Raw genomic sequence first — 21566 nt, 5'->3', positions numbered from 1 at the left:
ACATGGCACTCACACGGGAGCACTTCTCGCTCAACACCCTGCAGTGGATCACCGTCTCGCTGGGGGAGTCCACCGGCGAGCCCGGCAGCGTCGGCTGGGAGTTCGACCGGCCGAGCTTCCTCGCCCGCCAGCCGCGAGTGCTCGCAGAGGTGGGCGAGGCCGGGTTCCCCGCCGTGATGCTCGAGGTGCTGCCCACGCAGACCCTGCAGGCATACGCCAGGGTCATCGCCGACTCGGGGCTGCGCGTCACCCCGGGATACGTGCACATCGGCCTCTCCGAGGAGTTCGGGCTCGACCACACGGGCGACGACGAGGCGCGCTTCCGCTGGTTCGACGGCATCCGCCGCCGCGCGGAGGAGTCGCTCTTCATGGGGCTGGACCGGGTGTTCCTGGCCGCGGACATGGCTCCGGGACGCCCGCGCATCGACGAGGCCGCGGCGGTCGGCCATGCATACGATGCCGCCCGCCTGGACCGCGTGACCGACATGATCGGCGCCGCCGCCGAAGTGCTCAGGGCCGAGGGCGTCACCGCCGCGCTGCACAACCACGTGGGCACCTGGATCGAGACTGAGGCCGAGTACGACCACGTCCTGGACGCGGTGCCGGCCTCGCTGCTCGCCGCCGGCCCCGACCTCGGCCACCTCGCCTGGACGGGGGCGGACGTCGTCGCGTGGGTCGCGGCGCATGCCGACCGCATCTCGGACCTGCACGTCAAGGACATGGACCTGGGCATCGCGGCATCGGCGCGGAGCACCCCGACCCCGTACTTCGACGTGATGTCGCGACGGTTCTTCCTCGAACCAGGCCTCGGGGACGTCCCGATCCGCGAGGCACTCGCCGAGCTGCCCGAGGACTTCGCCGGCACCGTGCTCGTCGAGGTCGACAAACCGAGCATGGAGCCCTTCGCGAGCGCGAAGACGAGCTGGGCCTGGATCGCCGAGAACTATCCGGAAGGACGATCATGAGCACGCATCCCGTCACCCTGTTCACCGGCCAGTGGGCGGATCTGCCCTTCGAGGAGGTGGCGCGGCTCGCCGCCTCCTGGGGCTACGACGGGCTGGAGATCGCGGCATCCGGCGATCATCTCGACCTGAAACGCGCCGACGAGGACGACGCCTACGTCGCGTCGCGGCTCGAGATCCTCGACCGTCACGGTCTGAAGACCTTCGCGATCTCGAACCATCTCGCCGGTCAAGCCGTGTGCGACGCTCCGATCGACTTCCGACACCGCGCGATCCTGCGCGACGACGTGTGGGGGGACGGCGACGCCGAGGGCGTGCGGCAGCGTGCGGCGGAGGACATGAAGCGTGCCGCGCGCGTGGCCCGCAAGCTCGGCGTCGACACGGTCGTGGGGTTCACGGGCTCGTCGATCTGGCCGTACGTGGCGATGTTCCCGCCGGTCGGGGAGGACGTGATCGCGGCGGGGTTCGAGGACTTCGCGCACCGCTGGAACCCGATCCTGGACGTGTTCGACGGGGAAGGCGTGCGATTCGCGCACGAGGTGCATCCCTCGGAGATCGCGTACGACTACTGGAGCTCGGTCCGTGCGCTCGAGGCGGTCGAGCACCGCGACGCGTTCGGCTTCAACTGGGATCCGTCGCACATGATGTGGCAGAACATCGATCCGGTGGGCTTCATCTGGGACTTCCAGGACCGGATCTATCACGTCGACTGCAAGGACACCCGGATGCGTCCGCAGAACGGCCGCGCGGGCGTTCTCGGTTCGCACCTGCCGTGGGGCGACCCCCGCCGCGGCTGGGATTTCGTCTCGACGGGACACGGCGACGTGCCGTGGGAGGACTCGTTCCGCGCGCTGGACGCGATCGGCTACACCGGGCCGATCTCGATCGAGTGGGAGGATGCGGGCATGGACCGCCTGCACGGCGCGGGCCAGGCCGTGCAGTACGTGCGCTCCTTGCTCTGGCCGAAGCCCACCGCGTCCTTCGACGCCGCGTTCCGCAACCAGTGAGGAGGGCGGCTCAGCTCTCGCGCAGGCGCACGAGGCGCTCGTGGCCCGATTCCTCGAGCTCGGCGATGTCGGCCCGCGACTTCAGGAAGGCGTTGAACGAGCGGTAGCCGAGCGCCTTCTCGCTGAACGACGGATCCATCCGCCGGATCTGTGTCTTCACCGCGGAGCTGTGCAGCCACTCGTCGCCGTCGCTCTTGTCGTGCCCGAGTCGCAGCGCGCGCACGAGCGTGGCGGTCGCCTGCTCCTGGTCGGAGGTGCTGGGCTCCTCCTTCTCGGCGGTCGCCCGGGACTGCTTGCGCGCCCCCTGGGTCTGCTTGGCGGCGGTCTTCTTGGGCGCCGCCTCGGCCGCGGGCGCCGGTGCTGCCGCGCGCTCGACGCCGGGCAGCGAGTCGTACGCCTCGAACTCGTCGCACGCGGCGGCCAGCGACTTCGCCGTGGATCCCGCGACGCCCACGCCGATCACGTAGCGGCCGAGGCGCTTGCAGCGCTGGGCGAGCGGCACGTAGTCGCTGTCGCCCGCGACGATGACCACATGGGTGAGGTCGGGCAGGCGGAACATGTCCTCGACCGCGTCGACCGCGAGGCGGATGTCGGCGCCGTTCTTCGCATACGCCGCCGCTGGGAAGAGCTGCACGAGGTCGACGGCGCGCGCCACGAGCTGGGAGCGGTACTCGGCGTTCACCGGGGACGACCAGTCGGCGTACGCCCGCGTGAGCACAAGGGTGCCGAACGACGACGCGTAGTCGATGATGGCGCCGACGTCGATCATCGCGGCCTTGAGCCGCTCCGCGACCTCGGTGTCGGCCGGATTGTCCTGGATCCGCTGACGGTCCTTGCTGTAGGAGTTGCGCCCGTGGACGCGGTCGTACCAGGAGATGACGATGTTGTCGAAGTCGAGATAGACGGCGACACGGGTGTCCTGCGGCTCAGCCATGGGGGTTCTCCTCCGGATTCGGTCAGTCGGTCTCGTGGGGGTAGCGGACCCCGATCTGCGCGCGGATCTCGTCGAGCAGGCCCATGATCGCGACGGACTCTGCCACGGGGAGCAGATCGCTGTCCAGGGATCCGTCGGCGACGTAGCGTTCCGCCGCGATCGCCTCGTACTGCATGCCGCGCCCCTCGCCCTCGCCGGGCCGCGCGGAGAACTCCTCGAGCACGACGCCCTCGGGGTCGATCACACGCAGGACGGAGGGCGACCACCACCAGCGCTCGATCTCCACGCGCGCCTTCGTGCCGAGCACGACCGCGGTGTTCGGCCCCGCGCTGCGCGAGGAGGAGAACGTGGTCGAGATCGCTCCGCCGTCATGCGTCATGACGGTCGCGACCTCGGCGTCGGCGCCGGTCTCGATGAGCCGGCCGACGGCCTTGACCTCGGTGGGCACGCCCAGCACGCCGACGACGAAGGAGATCGGGTAGATCGCGAGATCCAGCAGCGCCCCGCCGCCCAGCTCGAGGGCATTCAGTCGGTGCGCGGGATCCGTCGGGAGCGTCTGCGTGTGGTCCGCGGAGACGGCGCGGATCTCGCCCAGGGTGCCGGCCGCGATGATCTCGCGCAGGCGCGCCATGTGCGGCAGGTAGCGGGTCCACATCGCCTCCATGACGAGCAGGCCCTTCTCCCGGCCGAGGTCGGCGAGCTCCTGCGCCTCGGCGCGGTTGAGCGTGAACGCCTTCTCGACGAGCACGTGCTTGCCGTGCTCGAGCGCGAGACGTGCGTCGGCGAGATGCATCGGGTGCGGGGTGGCGACATAGATGATGTCGACCTCGGGATCCGCCGCGAGCGCCTCGTACGAGCCGTGCGCCCGGGCGATGCCGTAGCGTGCGGCGAACGCGTCGGCGGAATCCTGCGACCGGGATCCGACGGCGACGAGGTCGAGACCCGCGGTGCGCAGGTCGGCGGCGAAGGCGGCGGCGATGCCGCCCGTGGCGAGGATGCCCCAGCGAAGTCCGGTCATGGCTCCAGCGTACGGGCTTCACCACCTCGAGTCGTCCCCGCCAGCGGAGGCCAGGGGGTGCGCTCGTGGGGACGACTCGAAGTGGAGGGAGCGGTGTGGGGGTGGGGAGTTGAGAGGATGGGGGCATGGATGACCTCATCACCGCTGCCGAGCTCAGCGCTCTCCTCGACGAGGGGGCGGAGCTGCGCATCCTCGACGTGCGCTACCGCCTCGGTTTCACCGACGGGCATGAGAACTACCTCGCCGGACACCTCCCCGGGGCCGTCTTCGCGGATCTGGAGGCGGACCTCGCAGGCCACGGCGCGCCCTCGGACGGGCGCCACCCGCTTCCTTCCGACGAGCAACTCGAGCAGGCCGCGCGGCGCTGGGGCATTCGTCAGGGCCAGACCGTCGTGGTCTACGACGACTCGCGCTCGCTGCCGGCGTCGCGCGCCTGGTGGGCGCTACGCCGGGCCGGAGTGGCCGACGTGCGGGTCCTCGACGGCGGACTCCGCGCCTGGCGCGAGGCCGGGGGAGCCCTCGAACAGGGCGAGGTCGTGCCGCCGCCCGGCGACGTGATGCTGGGCCGTCCCGGAACCGCCGACGTGCTCGACGCCGATGAGGTGGCGGCGTGGACCGGGGTGCTGCTGGACGCGCGGGCGCCCGAGCGGTTCCGCGGCGAGACCGAGCCGATCGACCCGGTCGCCGGGCACATCCCCGGCGCGCGCAACCTGCCGATCGTGGAGCTGCTCACCGCCGATGGACGCTTCCGCAGCCCCGCCGAGATCGTGGCCGCCTTCGAGGCCGTCGGCGCCGGCGAGGAGGTGCCGATCGCGGCCTACTGCGGGTCAGGGGTGACCGCGGCGCAGCTCGCGCTCGCCGGCGCGCTCATCGGCCGCGAGGTGACCGTGTATCCCGGATCCTGGAGCGCCTGGTCGAACACACCCGGACGCCCGATCGAGGTCGGAGCCGTGCCGGGGGAGGACGATCCGCTGGAGGACTGACCGGGCCGGGTGCGAGCGAGGCACGAGGCCGGCGTCAGAGCGCTTCGATGACCTCGCGGAGCACGTCGGGGTCGTACCAGGCGATCTCGCCGCCCGCGAGGGCGTGGTAGCGCTCGTGGCCCTTGCCGAGGATCACCACGGTGTCCTCGGGGCGCGCCATCCGCACCGCTGCGGCCATCGCCTCGCGGCGGTCGGCGATCTCGGTGATCTCGACCGTGCTCGAGCGCGCGCCGGCCATGAGCGAGGCGCGGATCTCGGCGGGGTCGTCGTCGTAGGGGTTGTCGTCCGTGATGACCAGCACGTCGGCGAACATCGCGGCGAAGCGGCCCATCATGCGGCGCTTGGCCGCGTCGCGGTGGCCGTTCGCACCGAGCACCGCGATCAGGCGCCCCTCGGGCGTCGTGGTCCTGATCGCCCGCAGTGCGGCGTTGATGGCCTCGGGCTTGTGCGCGGAATCGACGATCGCGGTGAAAGGCTGCCCGAAGTCGAATCGCTGCAGGCGTCCCTCGACGCTCGGCAGCGCGGCGATGCCGGGGGCGAGGTCGGCGAGGCTCCGCCCCGACTCGGTGAGCGCGGCCACCGCGGCGAGGATGTTGTTCACGTTGAACGCCCCGGTCAGCTGCGTCGTGAACCGTACGCGCTCGCCGCCGGGGGAGCGGACCGTGAACGAGGATCCGTCCGCGCGCAGCGCGACGTCCTCCGCGCGCCAGTCGGCGGACTCGGATCCGCTCGCCGACGTGGTGCGCACGGGCACCGTCGCTTGGGCTGCGAGGACGCGGCCCCAGTGCGAGTCGATGTCGACGATGCCGATCTTCGCGTGCGCCGGCGTGAGCAGCAGCGCCTTCGCGGCGAAGTAGTCGGCCTGCGTCGGGTGGTAGTCGCGGTGATCGTGACCGAGGTTCAGGAAGACGCCCGCGTCGAAGGCGAAGCCGTCCACGCGGCCCAGGGTGAGCGCGTGGCTGGACGCCTCGACGGCGACCGTGCCGAGCTTCTGCTCGCGCATGACGGCGAAGAGCGCCTGCAGCTCCGGAGCTTCCGGCGTCGTCAGCACGGGCGGGAAGAAGTCGTCGCCCACGGTCGTGCCGATGGATCCGATCGTGCCGGACTGCTGCATGCCCGCGGCGGCCGCCACGTAGAAGGCGGTCGTCGTCTTGCCCTGCGTGCCGGTGATGCCGATCGATGTCATCGACGCCACCGGGTCGCGGTAGAGGAACGCGGAGGCGGGGCCGGCGGCCAGACGCGCGCTGTCCACGACGAGCGTCGGCACGTCTGCGGGGACGAGCGCGGCGCCTTCGGCATCGGTGAGGACCGCCGTCGCGCCTGCGGCGACGGCCTTCTCGGCGAACCGGGCGCCGTGCGCGTTGGCTCCCGGGATCCCGAGGAAGAGGTCGCCCGGGCGCACGTGGTCGGTGCCCAGTGCGACACCCGTGAATCCGGTGCCTGCGGCGTCGGGCGCCTCTGCGCCGAGGTGTGCGGCGAGGTCGCCGAGCGTGGCGCGGAAGGCCTCGATGGGGCGGGAATCCAGGCGCGGGGCGGGGTAGTTCGACACGGAGGGCATGACCGTCCGAGTCTACCGGGGCGCAGATGGACGCGATGCAGGAGGTCCCGCCGGGCGTATGGCGATCCCGGCGCGCGGATCACGGTGCGCGCATGAACTCCTCGGCCTCGCGCACCTGCTCATCGGTCGGACGGATCCCGGTGTACAGCACGAACTGCTCCAGCGCCTGCAGTGTGGCGACAGAGGCGCCGTTGATGACGGTCTTGCCCGCGGCGAGTCCGGCGCGCACGAGCGGGGTCTCGGCGGGGAGGGCGACGACGTCGAACACCGCCGTCGCGGCGTCGATCGCCGAGGACGGGAAGGAGAGGGCATCCGCCTCGGCGCCGCCCGCCATTCCGATCGGGGTGACGTTGACGAGGATGTCGGCCGTGCGCTCGCCCACGTCGGCGGCCCAGCCGAAGCCGTAGAGGCCGGCGAGCGCGCGGCCCGCGTGCTCGTTGCGCGCGACGATCGTGACGTCGGCGAAGCCGGCGTCGCGGAAGGCGGCCGCCGTCGCCTTCGCCATGCCGCCCGACCCGCGCAGCAGCACCGAGGACGCCGGATCCAGGGCGTTGCGCGCGATGAGCTGCGCGATTGCGGAGTAGTCGGTGTTGTAGGCAGTGAGCACCCCGTCGTCGTTCACGATCGTGTTGACCGAGTCGATCGCGGTGGCGGAGGGGTCCATCCGGTCCACCAGCGCGATCACGTCCTCCTTGTAGGGCATGGAGATCGCGCAGCCGCGGATCCCGAGTCCGCGCACGCCGGCGATCGCCTGGGCGAGGTCGGTCGGCGCGAAGGCCTTGTAGATCCAGTTCAACCCGAGCGCCTCATACAGGTGGTTGTGGAACCGGGTGCCGTTGTTGCTGGGTCGCGCGGAGAGCGAGATGCACAGGGTCATGTCTTTGTTCAGGATCGGCACCCGTCCAGAGTACCGAGCACCCGAGTCCCGAACTCAGTCGATCCTGCTGCCCGTCCGGCGCGCTGTCCGGGCGGGCAGCAGGATCGACTGAGTTTCGAACGGGGTGGGGGTTCAGACCGCGGCGAGCGCCGGCTCCACGACGGCGAGGGCCAGAGCCTGTTCGAGGTCGGCGAGGATGTCGGCGGGGTCCTCGATGCCGATCGACAGGCGAACCGTCGTCGCGCCGATGCCGGCGGCGGCGCGCTGCGCCGCGTTCAGGTGCGAGTGCGTCATCGATGCGGGGTGCGAGACGAGGGACCGTGCGTCGCCGATGTTCGCCACGAGGCGTACGACGTTCAGGCCGTCCACGAACCGTTCCACGCGCTCCTGATCCAGGGCTTCGTCGCCGGCCGAGACCAGGTCGATCGAGAACACCGAGGGGATCCCGCGGGGGAGGTAGCGCGCGGCGAGGTCGTGCCACGGGTTGCCGGCGAGGCCGGGGTGATGCACGGCCGCGACGGCGGGGTGCGCGGCGAGGGCCTCGGCGATCGCCTGGGCCGACGCGCTCTGCCGGGAGACGCGCAGATCGAGCGTCTCGATGCCCTGCAGGATCTGGTGCGCATTGAACGGCGAGAGCGAGGGCCCGAGGTCGTGCACATACTTGGCCTTCACGAGCGCCCCGAACGCGAAGCCCTGCCCGAACCGCTCCCAGAGCGACTGCGGCCCGAACCGGTCGTGGGTGTCGGTGAACTGCGGCCAGCGCGCGGGATCGGCGCCGAAATCGAAGGATCCGAGGTCGACCGCGACGCCGCCGAGCGAGGTGCCGTGGCCGCTCAGGAACTTCGTCGCGGAATGCACGACGAAGTCGGCGCCGTGCTCGCCGGGGCGGATCAGGTACGGGGTACCGACCGTGCTGTCGATCACGAGGGGGACGCCCGCGGCGTGCGCGATGTCGGCGACCGCGCGGATGTCGAGCACCTGGGCGAGCGGGTTCGCGACGGATTCCGCGAAGAACAGCCGGGTGCGCCCGTTCGCCGCGGCGCGCCAGGCCGCGGGGTCGTCCTGGTCGACGAAGGTCACCGTGATGCCGAAGTCGTCGAGGGTGTCCTGCAGCAGGTCGACTGTGCCGCCGTAGAGCCGGTCGGCGGCGACGACGTGGCCGCCGCGGCCCGCGAGCGCGAGGATCGTGACGGCGACCGCGGCCTGCCCGCTCGCGACGGCGACGGCGGAGACGCCGCCCTCGAGCGCGGTCACGCGCTCCTCGAGGAGCTGCTGCGTGGGGCTGGCGTTGCGGCTGTAGATGTTGCCCGTGCGGCGCAGCGCGAACAGATCGCGCGCCTCGGCCAGGGACCCGAACTCGTAGGCCGCCGACTGGTACAGCGGGGGCACGGCCGTGTTCTGCGGCGTCCCCGCGACGTACGCCGCCTGCACCTGCTTCGTCGCGAAACGGGTGTCGGGGGCGGAGGCGGCGGGAACGGTCACGCACCCATCCTCGGGCGCGCGGGCTCGATCCGCCGGGATGTTTCCGTCTGTTGCGGATCCGGCGGGGCGGCGAGCGTGCGCTCAGTCCTGGGCGAGTCTGTTCACGAACCCGGCGATCGCGGACAGCGCTGCAGCGTGCCCCTCGACGTGCGGGAGGTGCGCGGCGTCCTCGAGTTCGACGAATTCGGCGCCGGGGATCGTGGCCGCGGCATGGCGGGCTGCTGCGCGTACATGACTGAGATCCAGGGACCCCACCAGGACGAGCGTCGGGACGCGGATCTCGCCGAGGCGATCCCACGCAACGGCGTCCTGTGCTTTCGTACCGGGCGTGCCGGCTGCGAGAGCGTCGCCGTTCATCGCGAGGAAGAGCCGGCGCGGTCCGTCGCCGACGCGTCCGGTACGGCCCGGCCCGTCGAGCCAGAGCTCCGCCTCGATCCGGTTCACCGTCGCGAGGTCCCCGCGATCGAGGGCCTCGTCTCCGCGCCGGTCGAGCTCGGTCGTGATCTCGTCGAGAACCGGAGCGGGCGCGCCACTGATCGCGGGGGCGATGAGGACGAGAGCCCGCACCCGCTGCGGGGAGACGAGGGCGAGGTCGATCGCCGTGCGTCCGCCCATCGAGCAGCCGATGACGATCGCGGTGTCGAGGGCAGCGGCATCCAGTACGGCACGCGCGTCCGCGACCGGTGACCATCCGTCGTGCTCCTCGGTCACCGTCGCCCCGTACCCGCGGGCGTCGTAGCGGATGCTCCGGATCGTCGGATCCAGCACCTCGGTGAGGCCGGACCAGGAGCGCCGATCGGTCACGCCGGCGTGGATCAGGAGCGCGGACACCGCGTCGGAAGGACCGCTCTCCTCGACCGCCAGACGGGCACCTGGAACGGCGATCGTCGTCGTCCTGCCCGCGGTCACGGGCGCAGCAGGATCTTGCCGCGCGCGGCGTGCGTCTCGACGAGGCGGTGCGCCTCGGCGGCGTCGGCGAGCGGCAGCTCGGGGCCGAACTCGATCGAGAAGCGACCCTCGGCGATGAGCGCGAGCGCCACCGGCACGGCCTCGGCGCGCCACGCGAGCTCCTGTGCGGTGAGGGGGACGGGGCTGCCGCCGCTGAACGCACGGATGCCGAACGACGCCGCATCGGGTCCGCGCACGATCGTGGCGATCCGGTCGCGGTCGGCGACGAGGGCCAGTGAGGCGGCGATGGCCTCGTCCGTGCCGGCGCCGTCGAGCGCCACGGTGATCTCTCGACCACCGGCGGCGTCGCGGATCCGCTGCTCGAGGCCCTCGCCGTAGACGACGGGGATCGCGCCCAGCTCGCGCAGACGCTCCTGCGAGGACGCCCCGCCGGTGGCGATGACGTCGGCGCCCCCTGCGACGGCGAACTGGATCGCCGCCTGTCCGACGGCCCCCGATCCGGCGTGCAGGAGCAGCAGATCACCCTCTCGGACACCGAGCGAGCGCAGCGACTGGTACGCGGTGCCGGCGGGGATCCCGAGTGCGGCGCCGTGCGCGGCGTCGACCTCGTCCGGCATCACCGAGGCGTGCGCGGCCGGCACCGCGAGGGTGGTCGCATACGTGCCGCGGGTGTCCCGGATGGCGACGCGATCGCCGACCCGCAGGTCGGCGACATCGGATCCGATCGCGGTCACGACGCCCGCGCCGTCGAAGCCCTGGCGCCTGGGATCCGTGATCGGAGGGAGCGGGCGGAGGCCGCTGCGCTGCTTGACGTCGATCGGGTTGACCCCCGCCGCCTCGATGCGCACCACGACCTCGCCCGCTGCGGGGACCGGATCCGGCACCTCCACGAGGGTGAGGACCTCGGGTCCGCCGATCTCGGTCTGCACGATCGCCTGAGCCATGGCTCCAGGCTACGACGGGTCGGAGGAGTCGAGGCGCGTCCTCGGCTCGGCCACGGGGCCGCCGGCGTCGCCGACAGGAGTAGCAGGGCGGACCGAGAGCAGCACGACGGAGGCGCCGATGAGCGCGAGCCCGATCCAGCCCACCGGCGTCAGCCGTTCGCCCACGACCAGCACCGCGAGCACGGTCGCTGCGGCGGGCTCGAGGAGCGTGATCGTCGTCGCCGTGCCCGCACCGACCCTGGCCAGTCCGAGCCCGAACAGCACGTAGCCGAGGAACATCGGCACGAGCGCCATGTACGCCGCGACGGCGAACGCCGAGCCCGAGGCGACGAGGGGAGCCCCTGTCACGAGGAGCACCGGCATCAGCAGCAGCCCGCCGAGTCCGAAGACCGAGCCCATCGCGGCCGCGCGGGGGATACCGCCGGTCATGAGCGCCGCCGCAGCCCAGGAATAGGCCGCGTACGTGACGCCGGCGACGAGGCCGAGCAGGATCCCGTACACGGTCCCCGCGGGATCGGCTTTCGCGTCGCCGAGCTTCGCGGCGCAGAGCAGCACGCTCCCGGCGATGCCGAGTGCCGCAGCGATCCACCAGCGTGCGCCGAGGCGGCGGTCGTCGAGCACGCGCTCCATGACGCCGGCGGCGAGGGGAGCGGAGGCGAGGGAGACGACTGTGCCGACGGCGACCCCGGCGAGGTGCATCGAGCTGTAGAACGCGAGCGGGTACACCGCTACCGACAGGCCGCCGACCGCCACGATCCGCCACCGCGCGCGCAGCTGCGGTGCTGCCCTGCGCAGAGCCCGTGGGGCGATCAGGGCTTGCAGTATTCCGCCGATGCCGAGCGCGGCCGCGCCGATCGCCAGCGGCCCCGCGTCCGGCGCGAACGTAGCCGCGGTGCCGGTGGTGCCCCAGAGCAGCGCGGCCGCGGCCACCGCGAGCACGCCGAGGGTGTGCCCGCGGTACGGGGCCGCGGTGGTCGCGTGCGCCATGGTGCTCAGGGTAGTGGCGGCGCGCAGCAAGACCGTGTCCCCGTTCTGGTTCTGGATCCTGGTGCTTCCGGGGGCCTGGTAGGACCGTGTCCCAGTTTTGGCTCTGGATCCGGGTGTTTCGGGGCCGGATGTGGGACATGGTGCGGCCGGAAGTGGGACACGGGTGGGGCAATAGGACCCTGTCCCAGTTTTGGCTCTGGATCCGGGTGTTTCGGGGCCGGAAGTGGGACATGGTGCGGCCGGAAGTGGGACACGGGTGGGGCAGCAGGACCCTGTCCCAGTTTTGGCTCTGGATCCGGGTGTTTCGGGGCCGGAAGTGGGACATGGTGCGGCCGAAAGTGGGACACGGTACTGCCCGAACCGGGACAAGGGTGCGGGCGGACCACCCCACAGCGGGCGGGCCCCGCCGGCCTCACTTCTCGGCGAGCGCCTTCATGATGCGCTGCGGAGAGACGGGCTGTGCGGTGCCCAGGCGCTGGGCGAACAGGCTCACCCGGTACTCCTCGAGCAGCCAGCGCACCTCGACGAGCCGCGGGCCGGATCCGGCGGACAGCGGGATCGTGCCTCCGGCATCGGCGTAGGCCTGGGCCATGCGCTCGTACTCGCTCTGCCGGGTGCGGTCCTTGCCCGGGGCGTCGGCGAGGGTGCGCAGCCGATCCAGGATGCCGTCGAGGTAGCGCGGGAACTGGGCGAGACGCTCGGCGCCCGCGCCCGAGATGAAGCCGTTCGGCAGCAGGCCCGCGAGCTGACCGCGGATGTCGCCCAGCGGGCCGAGCAGGGCGAGCGAGTTCTGGCCCTTCATCCCGCGCTCGACCTCGCGCGCCTTGGTGAGGATCTTCGCGACGAGCGACACGAGCGCGAACAACTCGTCCACAACGATCGCGGAGACGCCGTCCCGCACGCGGGCGAACTCCGCCTCGGTGCGCACGATCCCCCTGGTCTCCGAGGCCGTCGAAGGCCCCGTCATCCGGTCGATCGCAGCCCGCGCGACGGCCGCGCGCGCATCCTCGATGAGAGCGGCGACAGTCGGGTACGGGGAGGCGGCGAGCGCGAGCTTCTCCGGGCTCGTGAGGTGCTGCTGCACATAGGAGGCGGGGGAGGGGATCCCGAGGAGCACCAGCCGCAGCAGGCCGTCACGGGTCGCCGCGAGCGCCGCCTCCGCCGTCGCCTCGACCCGCAGGGCGACGGACTTGCCCTGGTCGACCAGGGCGGGATAGCCGCGCACCACGCCGCCGGCCACGCGGGTGTCCAGCACTTCGGGGAGCTCGCCGAGATCCCAGGTCGTGATGCCGTCGCGCTGGGCGACAGCCGGCGCGGGCGACGCCGCAGCCACCGCCGCGGCGCCGCGGCCGCGTCCGGGGCGGGCAGGCTCGGGGCCGCGCTCGATCGAGCGGGCCACGCTCGCGCGGGACCGGTCCGCGAGTTCGCTCTGCAGCACGCTCAGATCCCGCCCTGCCCCGACCACGCGGCCGCGTTCGTCGACCGCGCGGAAGTTCATCCGCAGGTGCGCGGACACGCGCTCCATGTCGAAGTCCGCGGCGGACATCGGCTGATTCGCGAGCGGCTGGATGAGCCGGGCGAGCGCCTCGCGCAGGCTCCGCGAGGGAAGACCCTGATGCGACTCAGGGCCCTCGGCGGCGAGTTCGGCGCCGAAGGTGTCCGCCCAGTCCGCGGCGGGGACCACGTGCCGGCGGATCGCCTTCGGCAGTGCGCGCAGCAGCGCGGTCACGAGCTCTGCGCGCAACCCGGGGACCTGCCAGTCGAATCCGGTGTCCCGCACTTGCTGCAGCAGCGCGAGCGGGATGACGACGCTCACGCCGTCGTCCGCGGCTCCCGGTTCGAAGCGGTACGCGAGGCCGAGCACCTGATCCGCCTGCGTCCAGCGCGTGGGGAAGTCCTGCTGATCTGCCCGGTCGGCATCGTCGAGCAGGTCGCCCTCGCGCATCACGAGCAGCTTCGGCGTCTCGGCGAGGGCGTCGCGCCACCAGGTCTCGAACGAGCGCACGTCGAACACGTCGTTCGGGATCCGCTCGTCGTAGAATCGGAACACGGCCTCGTCGCCGACGAGGATGTCGCGGCGGCGCTCGCGCTCCTCGAGTTTCTCCAGGCGCCGCCGCAGCTCGGCGTTGCTGCGCCAGAACGCGGAGACGCGCTTGTCGATGCGGCTCGGATCCCACTCGCCCTCGACGAGCGCATGCCGTAGGAAGAGCTCGCGCGCGGCGGGCCGGTCGATGCGGGCGAACTGCACGCGCCGGCGCGCCACGATCTCCACGCCGAACAGCGTCACCTTCTCGAAGGCGACCGCGGCTCCGGACTCCTTGGACCAGTGCGGCTCGGAGATCTGCCGCTTGGCGAGGTCTCCGGCGAGCGCCTCCGCCCAGGCGGGATCGATCGCCGCGGCCGTGCGTGCGAACGTGCGGGAGGTCTCCACGATCTCCGCCGCCATGACCGCGCGCGGCGCCTTCTTGCGCAGCGCGGAGCCGGGGAAGAGCGAGAACCGGATCCCGCGGGCGCCCCGGTACTCGGCGATGCGGCGCTTCGGATCCTTCTGCCCGCCCTTCGTCGGCGGGCCCTTGGTCAGGTTGCGCTCGTCGAGGATCCCGATCTGGCTGAGGAGCCCGGCGAGCAGCGCCTTGTGCACCGCATCCGGATCGGCCGAGACGGGGTCGTTGAGCGAAGACCCCTTCTTGGGGACCAGTGTGCGCAGCTGCCGGTGCACGTCGAACCACTCGCGCACCCGCACGTAGTTCAGGTGCTCCGAGCGGCAGAGGCGGCGGAACGCGCTGGATCCGAGTTCCTTCTGCTGCTCGCGCAGGTGGTTCCACAGGTTCAGGATCGACAGGAAGTCGCTGGTCGGATCGGCGAACCGCGCGTGCATCCGCTCCGCCTCGTCGCGCACGGCCTGCGGCGCGTCGGCCGACGGGCGCTCGCGCACGTCCTGGATCGACAGCCCTGCCACGATCGCGAGAACCGCTCCGATCACGCCGCCGGCGGAGTCGGTCGCGGTCCCTGGGCCTGTCGAAGCGCGGCTCGCCTCGACGAGCATGCGGGCGAAGCGCGGGTCGATCGGCATGCGGGCGATGTCGCGCCCGATCCGGGTGAGCCGCGGGGCCTCGGTCGCGGCCCCGGCCGAAGGGCGACCCGGCTGCACCGCGCCGAGCTCGACCAGCAGATCGATCGCCGACTTCACGTCGCGAGAGCCCGGGGGAGTGAGGAACGGGAACTCCGCGATGTCGCCGAAACCCAGGCTCAGCATCTGCAGCACGACCGACGCGAGCGAGGTGCGCAGGATCTCGGGTTCGGTGTACTCCGGCCGCTTCTCGAAGTCGTCCTCGCCGTAGAGGCGGATCGCGATGCCGGCGCTCGTGCGGCCGGCGCGCCCGGAGCGCTGGTTCGCGGACGCCTGCGACACCGCCTCGATCGGCAGCTGCTGCACCTTCGAGCGGTTGCTGTAGCGCGAGATGCGGGCCGTGCCCGTGTCGATCACGTACTTGATGCCGGGCACGGTGAGGCTCGTCTCGGCGACGTTCGTCGCCAGGATCACCCGACGCCGCAGCCCCGCCACGGTCGACGGCTCGAACACCCGGTGCTGCTCGGCGGCCGAGAGGCGTCCGTACAGCGGCAGCACCTCGACCGGCGCCGTCTGGGAACGGTAGGCGCCACGGATCGCGTCGGCGGCGTCCCGGATCTCGGCCTCACCCGGCAGGAACACCAGCACGTCTCCGCGTTCCTCGCGGTCGAGTTCGCGCAGCGCGGTCACGATCGCCGTGACCTCGTCCTCGGGCTCGGACTTCGCACCCCGAGTCGGCTTGGTCGCGGTCGCGGTCGCGGTCGCGGTCTCGGCCTCGTCGTCGTCGTCGACGAGCGGCCGGTACCTGATCTCGACGGGATAGGTCCGACCCGAGACCTCGACCACGGGGGCGGGCTCGCCGTCCGCGTCCGCGAAGTGCCTCGCGAAGCTGTGCGGGTCGATCGTCGCCGAGGTGATGACGACCTTGAGGTCGGGGCGCTCGGGCAGGATCCGATGGAGGTAGCCGAGGAGGAAATCCACGTTGAGGGAGCGCTCGTGCGCCTCGTCGATGATGATGGCGTCGTAGCGGCGCAGCAGCCGGTCGCGGTGGATCTCGTTGAGCAGGATGCCGTCGGTCATGAGCGCGATCCGGGTCTCGTCCGAGACCTGGTCGGTGAAGCGCACCTTGTAGCCGACGAGTCCGCCGAGGGGCACCCGCAGTTCTTCCGCCACGCGCTCGGCGATCGTGCGGGCCGCGAGCCGACGCGGCTGGGTGTGCGCGATGCGCTCCCTGCCGAGCTCGAGCAGGATCTTCGGAAGCTGCGTGGTCTTGCCGGATCCGGTCGCGCCCGCGACGACGACCACCTGATGGTCGCGGATCGCCGCGGCGATCTCGTCGCGCGCGGCACTGACCGGGAGTTCCGGCGGATAGGAGATCACGGGCGCAGACATAGCCCTCCAGCCTATCGCGGGAGAGAGGCGCGTATCGGGGCTTCGTCCCCGTCCCGGCGAGCCGCGATACTGAGGCATCATGAGCACACCCGTCATCCTCGACTGCGACCCCGGCCACGACGATGTCTTCGCGATCTGGCTCGCCGCCGCCAACCCCGCGATCGACCTGCGCGCCCTCACCACCGTCGGCGGCAACGGCCTGCTGGAGTTCACCACGCGCAACGCCCGCATCGCGTGCACGGTCGCAGGCATCGAGGGCGTGCCGATCGCCGCCGGCGCGGCCGGGCCGATCCACGGACGCCTGCACCCCGCGGAGCAGATCCACGGCGCCAATGCGCTGGGCGGTCCGGAGCTGCCGGAGCCGACCGTCCCGGAGGATCCGCGTGACGCGCTGACGCTCATGCGCGCGGTGCTCGAGGAGTCCGAGGAGCCGGTCACGATCGTGGCGACGGGTCCGCTCACCAATATCGGTCTGCTGGTGCGCGACCACGTCGACCTGCTGCCGCGCATCGCCCGCGTCGTCTGGATGGGTGGATCGACCGGTCGCGGCAACGCGACCCCCTACGCGGAGTTCAACGCCTGGACCGATCCGGAGGCGATCGCCCTCGTGCTGGAGAGCGGGGTGGACTTCACGATGGTCGGGCTGAACATCTCGCATCAGGCGCTCATCACGCGAGAGGTGCGGGAGCGGATCCGCCGCATCGGCACCCGCACCGCGGCGTTCGGCGCGGAGCTGCTCGAGTTCTTCTGCGCCACCTACGAGATCGCCGAGCACATGCCTGACGGGCCGCTGCACGACCCGATCACGGTCGCGATGCTCATCGAACCGGCCGTCGCGACGACCGTGCGCGCCCGGCTGGACGTCGAGATCGAGGGCGTCTTCACGCGCGGAGCCACGAGCGTCGACCTCCTCGGCGTGCTCGAAGCCGAACCGAATGCGGCGATCGCGATGGACCTCGACGTCGACCGGTTCTGGGTGCTCATCGAAGAGGCGGTCGGCGCCCTCGCCTGAAGGCTGCCGACCGCCTCGCGCGGATCAGAGGACCGCGGGGATCAGAAGTGGGTGCCGCCGTCGATGCGCACCTCGGTGCCGGTGATGAAGGCGCCGTCGGCGCTCGCGAGCATCGCGACCACGCCGGCCACGGACTCGGGGCCCGCGAAGCCCTGGCCGATGGCCGGGGCGAGCTTCATGAACAGGCTCATGTCGGCGTCCTCCGGAAGGCCGGGTCCCCGGCTCTGCCCGCTCTGACCGGATCCGTCGGTCATCCCCGAGGAGATCGACCCGGGCTGCACGGCGGTGAAGCGGATGCCCCGCTTGGCGTACTCCGCCGCCAGTGCGTGGGTCATCGACTGCACGCCGCCCTTGCTCGCCGCGTAGGCGGCCATGTACGGGTGCGCGAACATCGCGGAGGTCGAGCTGAAGTTCACGACCGCGGCGTCGCGGCCCTCGAGCAGAGCGGGGATCGCCTCGCGGATCATCAGGAAGGTGCCCACGAGGTTCACCTGGATGACCTGCTGGAACTGGTCGAGCGTGGTCTGGGCGGTGTGCGAGGAGCGCAGGATGCCCGCGGCGTTCACGAGCACGTCCAGGCCGCCGAGCGCCTCGACCGCCGCGGCGACGCCCGCCTTCACGGAGGCCTCGTCGCCGATGTTGACCTCGATCGCCGTGAGGCGATCGGCGGCATCCCCCGCCTTCGCGACGGTGTCCGCGAGACCGGCGGCACTCACGTCGGCCGCCACCACGCGCCCGCCTTCGGCGAGCATGCGCAGCACGGTGGCCTGACCGATGCCGGATCCGCCGCCGGTGACCAGAGCGCGGCGACCTTCATAGCGGTTCATGTCGAAATCCTTCTTCCCTCGAAGTCCTGTCGTGCCGATATGGCACAACGTGTCATATTGACACACAACACCATGAAACGGAAGGCATTCCCGTACCCTCGGAGCATGCAGACCCGCACCGGACTCGTGTCCCGTCGCAAGGCCGCGACCGCCGGCGAGATCGCGACGGAGGCGGCGCGCCTGTTCTCCGAGCGCGGCGTCGCCCAGGTGACCGCGGCCGAGATCGCGGAGGCTTCCGGAGTCTCGCTGCGCACGTTCTACCGCTACTTCCCGACGAAGGAGGACGCGGTCGCCCCGGTGCTCGAGATCGGCGCCGCGCGCTGGCAGGCCGCGCTCGAAGAGGCCGAGGAGGAGCCGGCGGTCGCGATCCCCGCGGTGCTCGCCGCGCAGCTCACCCCGGAGACGCCTGAGGATGCCGAGGGCCTCGCCCGCATGCGCCCGCTGCTGCGCGCGCTCGCCGAGGACCGCGAGCTCAGGGCCGTCTGGCACCGGGTGAACCACGAGTCCGAGGAGCGCCTCGTCGCCCTCATCGCCGAACGCGGCGAACGCGACCGGCTCGCCGCGCGTGTGCTCGCCTCCGCGGCGACCGAGGCGATCCGGATCGGGCTGGAGGAGTGGTCGAGGTCGACGGCCGGGGTGCGCGGAACCGGATCACCCGCGGCGCTCGCCGCCCGCGCGTACGCCGCGCTTGCGCCGAGGCGCTGAGCGCTTGTCCGGCAGGGGCGAGCACCACCGCGCCGGCCTGCGGCCCCGCGCGGGAACCTAGGCTGGAACCATGACGATCCCCGGAATCCTGCTCAACGACGGCCACACGATCCCTCAGCTCGGCTACGGAGTCTTCAAAGTCGATCCGGCCGACACCGAGCGCGCGGTCAGCGAGGCCCTCGAGATCGGATACCGCCACATCGACACGGCGGCGATCTACGGCAATGAGGCCGGCGTCGGTGCGGCGATCGCGAAGAGCGGCATCCCGCGCGACGAGCTGTTCGTGACGACCAAGCTGTGGAATGACCGCCACGACGGCGACGCCCCCGACGCGGCCATCGCGGAGAGCCTGGAGAAGCTCGGCCTCGACCACGTCGACCTGTACCTCGTGCACTGGCCGACCCCCGCCAAGGACAACTACGTGCACGCCTGGGAGAAGGTCGTCGAGATCCGCGACCGGGGTCTTGCCCGTTCGGCCGGCGTCTCGAACTTCCTCGTGCCGCACCTGGAGCGCATCGTCGCCGAGACCGGTGTCACCCCCGCGGTCGACCAGATCGAGCTGCACCCGGCCTACCAGCAGCGCGACGTCGGCTCCTGGGCGCGCGATCACGACGTGAAGATCGAGGCGTGGGGTCCGCTCGGCCAGGGCAAGTACGACCTGTTCGGCATCCCGGCCGTCGCGGACGCCGCGGCGGCGCACGGCAAGAGCCCGGCGCAGGTCGTGCTGCGCTGGCACCTGCAGAAGGGCAACATCGTGTTCCCGAAGTCGGTGCGCGCCGAGCGCCTGCGGGAGAACCTCGACGTGTTCGACTTCGCCCTGAGCGACGTCGAGTTCGCCGCGATCTCGGCGCTCGATCCGGGTGACGGATCCGGCCGCGTCGCCTCCCACCCGGACGAGGTCAACTGACCGTCCTCCGGGGTCGTTTCGTCTCGACGCTGCGCTCCTCGCTCAACGACCCCTGGGGTCGGCGCGGCGTAGCGTGAAGTCATGAGCAATCGCCTCGCTGGCACCGGCAGTCCCTATCTGCGCGCACACGCCGACAACCCGGTGGACTGGTATCCCTGGGGCGCGGAGGCGTTCGCCGAGGCTGCCCGCCGCGACGTGCCGGTGCTGATCTCGATCGGATACTCCACCTGTCACTGGTGCCATGTCATGGCGCGGGAGTCGTTCCAGGATCCGGCCACGGCCGAGGTGCTGAACCGCGGCTTCGTGTCGATCAAGGTCGACCGGGAGGAGCATCCCGAGGTCGACGCCGCGTACATGGCGGCGGCCTCGGCGTTCACGCCCGATCTGGGCTGGCCGCTCACGCTCTTCGCCACGCCGTCCGGGCGGGCCTTCCACGCGGGCACGTACTTCCCGCCCGTGGCGCGAGGGCAGCTGCCGGCGTTCGGCACCGTGCTCGCGGCTGTCCGCGAGGCGTGGACCGACCGTCGCACGGAGGTCGAACAGCTGGCCGGCGCGGTAGCCGACGCCCTGGGGTCCTCGGACGCGGCGGATCCCTCCCCGCTGCCCGACGAGGCGGCGCTCGCCGCGGCCGCGGAGGAGATCGTCGGCCGGGAGGACCGTCGGTACGGGGGATTCGGCACGGCCCCGAAGTTCCCCGTCGCCACCACTCTGCGCTTCCTGCAGGCCGAAGGGCGCACCGACGTCGTGGAGCGGGCGCTCGACGCGATGGCCGCATCCGAACTGTGCGACGAGGACGGCGGGTTCTTTCGCTACGCCACGCAGCAGGACTGGTCCGTGCCGCACTACGAGCGCATGCTCATCGACAACGCGCAGCTGCTCGACGTGGCGATCGATGCGGAGCGCCCTGATGTGGCGCGCGGGATCGCCGTGTTCCTGCTCACCGTGCTGCAGCGTCCGGAAGGCGGGTTCGGCGCCGCGCAGGACTCCGAGTCGGTGATCGACGGGCAGCGCAGCGAGGGCGGCTACTACCGCCTCCCGCTCGCCGCCCGCCAGGACCTGCAGCCGCCGGCTGTCGACAGCAAGGTCATCACGGGCTGGAACGGCCTCGCGATCGGCGCCCTCGCGCACGCCGGCGCGGTGCTCGGCGAGCCGGCCTGGATCGACGCCGCCCTCCGTGCCGCGGAGACCGTGCTGGCCGTGAACCGCGATGCGACGGGACGTCTGGTGCGCACGTCGCTGGAGGGCGTGCCCTCGGACGCCGTCGCGACCGACGCGGATCTCGGACTGCTCGCGGACGGGCTGTTCGCCCTCGCGCTTGCCACCGGGGATGTGCGCTGGGCGACGCGTGCGCTCGAGGTGCTCGCCGCGGATGCCGACGCCGATCCGGTGCTCGCCGCCTTCGCGATCCCCGGGGCCGCGGACGGCGGCGACGGCGACCTTCCCTCCGGTGCGTCGGCGCGGGCGCACGCCGAACTCACCGCGTGGAGGCTCGGGGCGGGGGAGGAGCACCGCGAGCGGGCCGCCGCCCTTGTCGCTGCGCGTGCAGGCCAGTCCCTTCGCCACCCGTTCGGATCCGGGGCGCTGCTGCGGGCCGCGGCAGGGCTCGCCCGCGCGCCGCGGCAGATCGTCGCCGTGGCCTCGGAGCCGCACGGGTCGCTCGCGATCGCCGCGCGCGCCGCCGACGCCGATCTCACCGCAGTGCTGACTCGGGAGCAGGTGCGCGCCTTCGCCGACGCGGGCTTCACGCTGTTCGAGGAGCGCGACGGCGTCGACGGCGTCGTGCACGACTGCCGGGGCTTCGTCTGCCTTCTGCCTGTCTCGGATCCCGCGCTCGTCTCCATCGCGCGCTGAGCCTCGGATCCGGAAGCGCTGTACATTCTGACCAGGCAGCCTCCGCAGATGGTCGGCAGGCTGTGCGACATGCGCAGGGGTCGCTGATCCGTTTGTCCAGCGATCCAGGGCCTGGATACAGTGGCCGGATCCCCGGCGACG

17 protein-coding genes are annotated in these 21566 nt (G+C 71.9%); 7 read left to right on the top strand and 10 right to left on the bottom strand.

Annotated features, from left to right (window positions below; genetic code table 11):
• Positions 1–2 precede the first annotated feature (2 nt).
• Both ACFC1J_RS15060 and ACFC1J_RS15055 read left to right on the top strand, forming a co-directional pair.
• On the top strand, positions 3–965 hold the full coding sequence (locus tag ACFC1J_RS15060) for a sugar phosphate isomerase/epimerase family protein (RefSeq protein WP_375907650.1): 963 nt from the start codon (positions 3–5) through the stop codon (positions 963–965).
• Entirely contained in the window at positions 962–1969 is a 1008-nt protein-coding gene (locus ACFC1J_RS15055) for a sugar phosphate isomerase/epimerase family protein (RefSeq protein ID WP_375907647.1), read from the top strand. The genes ACFC1J_RS15060 and ACFC1J_RS15055 overlap by 4 nt, the downstream gene beginning before the upstream one ends.
• A gap of 10 nt (positions 1970–1979) precedes the next feature.
• Here the strand turns inward: ACFC1J_RS15055 and ACFC1J_RS15050 are convergent, their stop codons facing one another.
• Both ACFC1J_RS15050 and ACFC1J_RS15045 read right to left on the bottom strand, forming a co-directional pair.
• Complete coding sequence (locus ACFC1J_RS15050; protein ID WP_375907644.1) at positions 1980–2903, bottom strand: NYN domain-containing protein; 924 nt, start codon at positions 2901–2903, stop codon at positions 1980–1982.
• Between the two features lie 22 nt (positions 2904–2925).
• Positions 2926–3921 (bottom strand): Gfo/Idh/MocA family protein, encoded by a 996-nt coding sequence (locus ACFC1J_RS15045; RefSeq protein ID WP_375907641.1) that lies wholly within the window; start codon positions 3919–3921, stop codon positions 2926–2928.
• A 125-nt stretch (positions 3922–4046) separates the two neighbouring features.
• Between ACFC1J_RS15045 and ACFC1J_RS15040 the strand changes: the two genes are divergently transcribed.
• Positions 4047–4904: a sulfurtransferase gene (locus ACFC1J_RS15040; protein ID WP_375907638.1), complete on the top strand. Its 858-nt coding sequence runs from the start codon at positions 4047–4049 to the stop codon at positions 4902–4904.
• A gap of 34 nt (positions 4905–4938) precedes the next feature.
• Here ACFC1J_RS15040 and ACFC1J_RS15035 read toward each other — a convergent pair whose 3' ends face one another.
• The 7 genes from ACFC1J_RS15035 to hrpA form a co-directional block, all read right to left on the bottom strand.
• Positions 4939–6462, bottom strand: coding sequence for a Mur ligase family protein (locus ACFC1J_RS15035; RefSeq protein ID WP_375907635.1), 1524 nt, complete (start codon positions 6460–6462; stop codon positions 4939–4941).
• 79 nt (positions 6463–6541) lie between these two features.
• On the bottom strand, positions 6542–7360 hold the full coding sequence (locus tag ACFC1J_RS15030) for a shikimate 5-dehydrogenase (RefSeq protein ID WP_375907632.1): 819 nt from the start codon (positions 7358–7360) through the stop codon (positions 6542–6544).
• Between the two features lie 111 nt (positions 7361–7471).
• Positions 7472–8821, bottom strand: coding sequence for an O-acetylhomoserine aminocarboxypropyltransferase/cysteine synthase family protein (locus ACFC1J_RS15025; RefSeq protein WP_375907629.1), 1350 nt, complete (start codon positions 8819–8821; stop codon positions 7472–7474).
• 81 nt (positions 8822–8902) lie between these two features.
• Positions 8903–9730, bottom strand: coding sequence for an alpha/beta fold hydrolase (locus ACFC1J_RS15020; RefSeq protein ID WP_375907626.1), 828 nt, complete (start codon positions 9728–9730; stop codon positions 8903–8905).
• On the bottom strand, positions 9727–10674 hold the full coding sequence (locus tag ACFC1J_RS15015; protein WP_375907624.1) for a zinc-binding alcohol dehydrogenase family protein: 948 nt from the start codon (positions 10672–10674) through the stop codon (positions 9727–9729). Before ACFC1J_RS15015 ends, ACFC1J_RS15020 begins: the two co-directional genes overlap by 4 nt.
• Positions 10675–10683: 9 nt before the next feature.
• Entirely contained in the window at positions 10684–11661 is a 978-nt protein-coding gene (locus ACFC1J_RS15010) for an EamA family transporter (protein WP_375907621.1), read from the bottom strand.
• A gap of 412 nt (positions 11662–12073) precedes the next feature.
• The gene (hrpA, locus tag ACFC1J_RS15005) at positions 12074–16123 is read right to left on the bottom strand and encodes an ATP-dependent RNA helicase HrpA (RefSeq protein ID WP_375907618.1); all 4050 of its coding nucleotides are present in this window, start codon (positions 16121–16123) and stop codon (positions 12074–12076) included.
• Positions 16124–16202: 79 nt separating this feature from the next.
• Between hrpA and ACFC1J_RS15000 the strand changes: the two genes are divergently transcribed.
• Entirely contained in the window at positions 16203–17135 is a 933-nt protein-coding gene (locus ACFC1J_RS15000) for a nucleoside hydrolase (RefSeq protein ID WP_375907615.1), read from the top strand.
• A 41-nt stretch (positions 17136–17176) separates the two neighbouring features.
• On the opposite strand, the gene ACFC1J_RS14995 is transcribed toward ACFC1J_RS15000, so the two are convergent.
• The gene (locus ACFC1J_RS14995) at positions 17177–17962 is read right to left on the bottom strand and encodes an SDR family NAD(P)-dependent oxidoreductase (protein WP_375907612.1); all 786 of its coding nucleotides are present in this window, start codon (positions 17960–17962) and stop codon (positions 17177–17179) included.
• Positions 17963–18067: 105 nt separating this feature from the next.
• Here ACFC1J_RS14995 and ACFC1J_RS14990 point away from each other — a divergent pair, with 105 nt between their 5' ends.
• From ACFC1J_RS14990 to ACFC1J_RS14980, 3 genes are all read left to right on the top strand, one after another.
• Complete coding sequence (locus tag ACFC1J_RS14990) at positions 18068–18667, top strand: TetR/AcrR family transcriptional regulator (RefSeq protein WP_375907610.1); 600 nt, start codon at positions 18068–18070, stop codon at positions 18665–18667.
• Positions 18668–18737: 70 nt separating this feature from the next.
• Positions 18738–19574 carry an aldo/keto reductase gene (locus ACFC1J_RS14985; RefSeq protein ID WP_375907607.1) on the top strand — a complete coding sequence of 279 codons (837 nt, stop codon included), beginning with the start codon at positions 18738–18740 and terminating at the stop codon, positions 19572–19574.
• An 81-nt stretch (positions 19575–19655) separates the two neighbouring features.
• Positions 19656–21425: a thioredoxin domain-containing protein gene (locus ACFC1J_RS14980; protein WP_375907604.1), complete on the top strand. Its 1770-nt coding sequence runs from the start codon at positions 19656–19658 to the stop codon at positions 21423–21425.
• Positions 21426–21566 lie beyond the last annotated feature (141 nt).

It is taken from the genome of Microbacterium sp. NPDC056052 (assembly GCF_042266785.1).
In the GTDB taxonomy this organism is placed as follows: Bacteria; Actinomycetota; Actinomycetes; order Actinomycetales; family Microbacteriaceae; genus Microbacterium.
The sequence above is the reverse complement of the archived record's forward strand: the minus strand, read 5'-3'. Positions and strand labels throughout refer to the sequence as shown.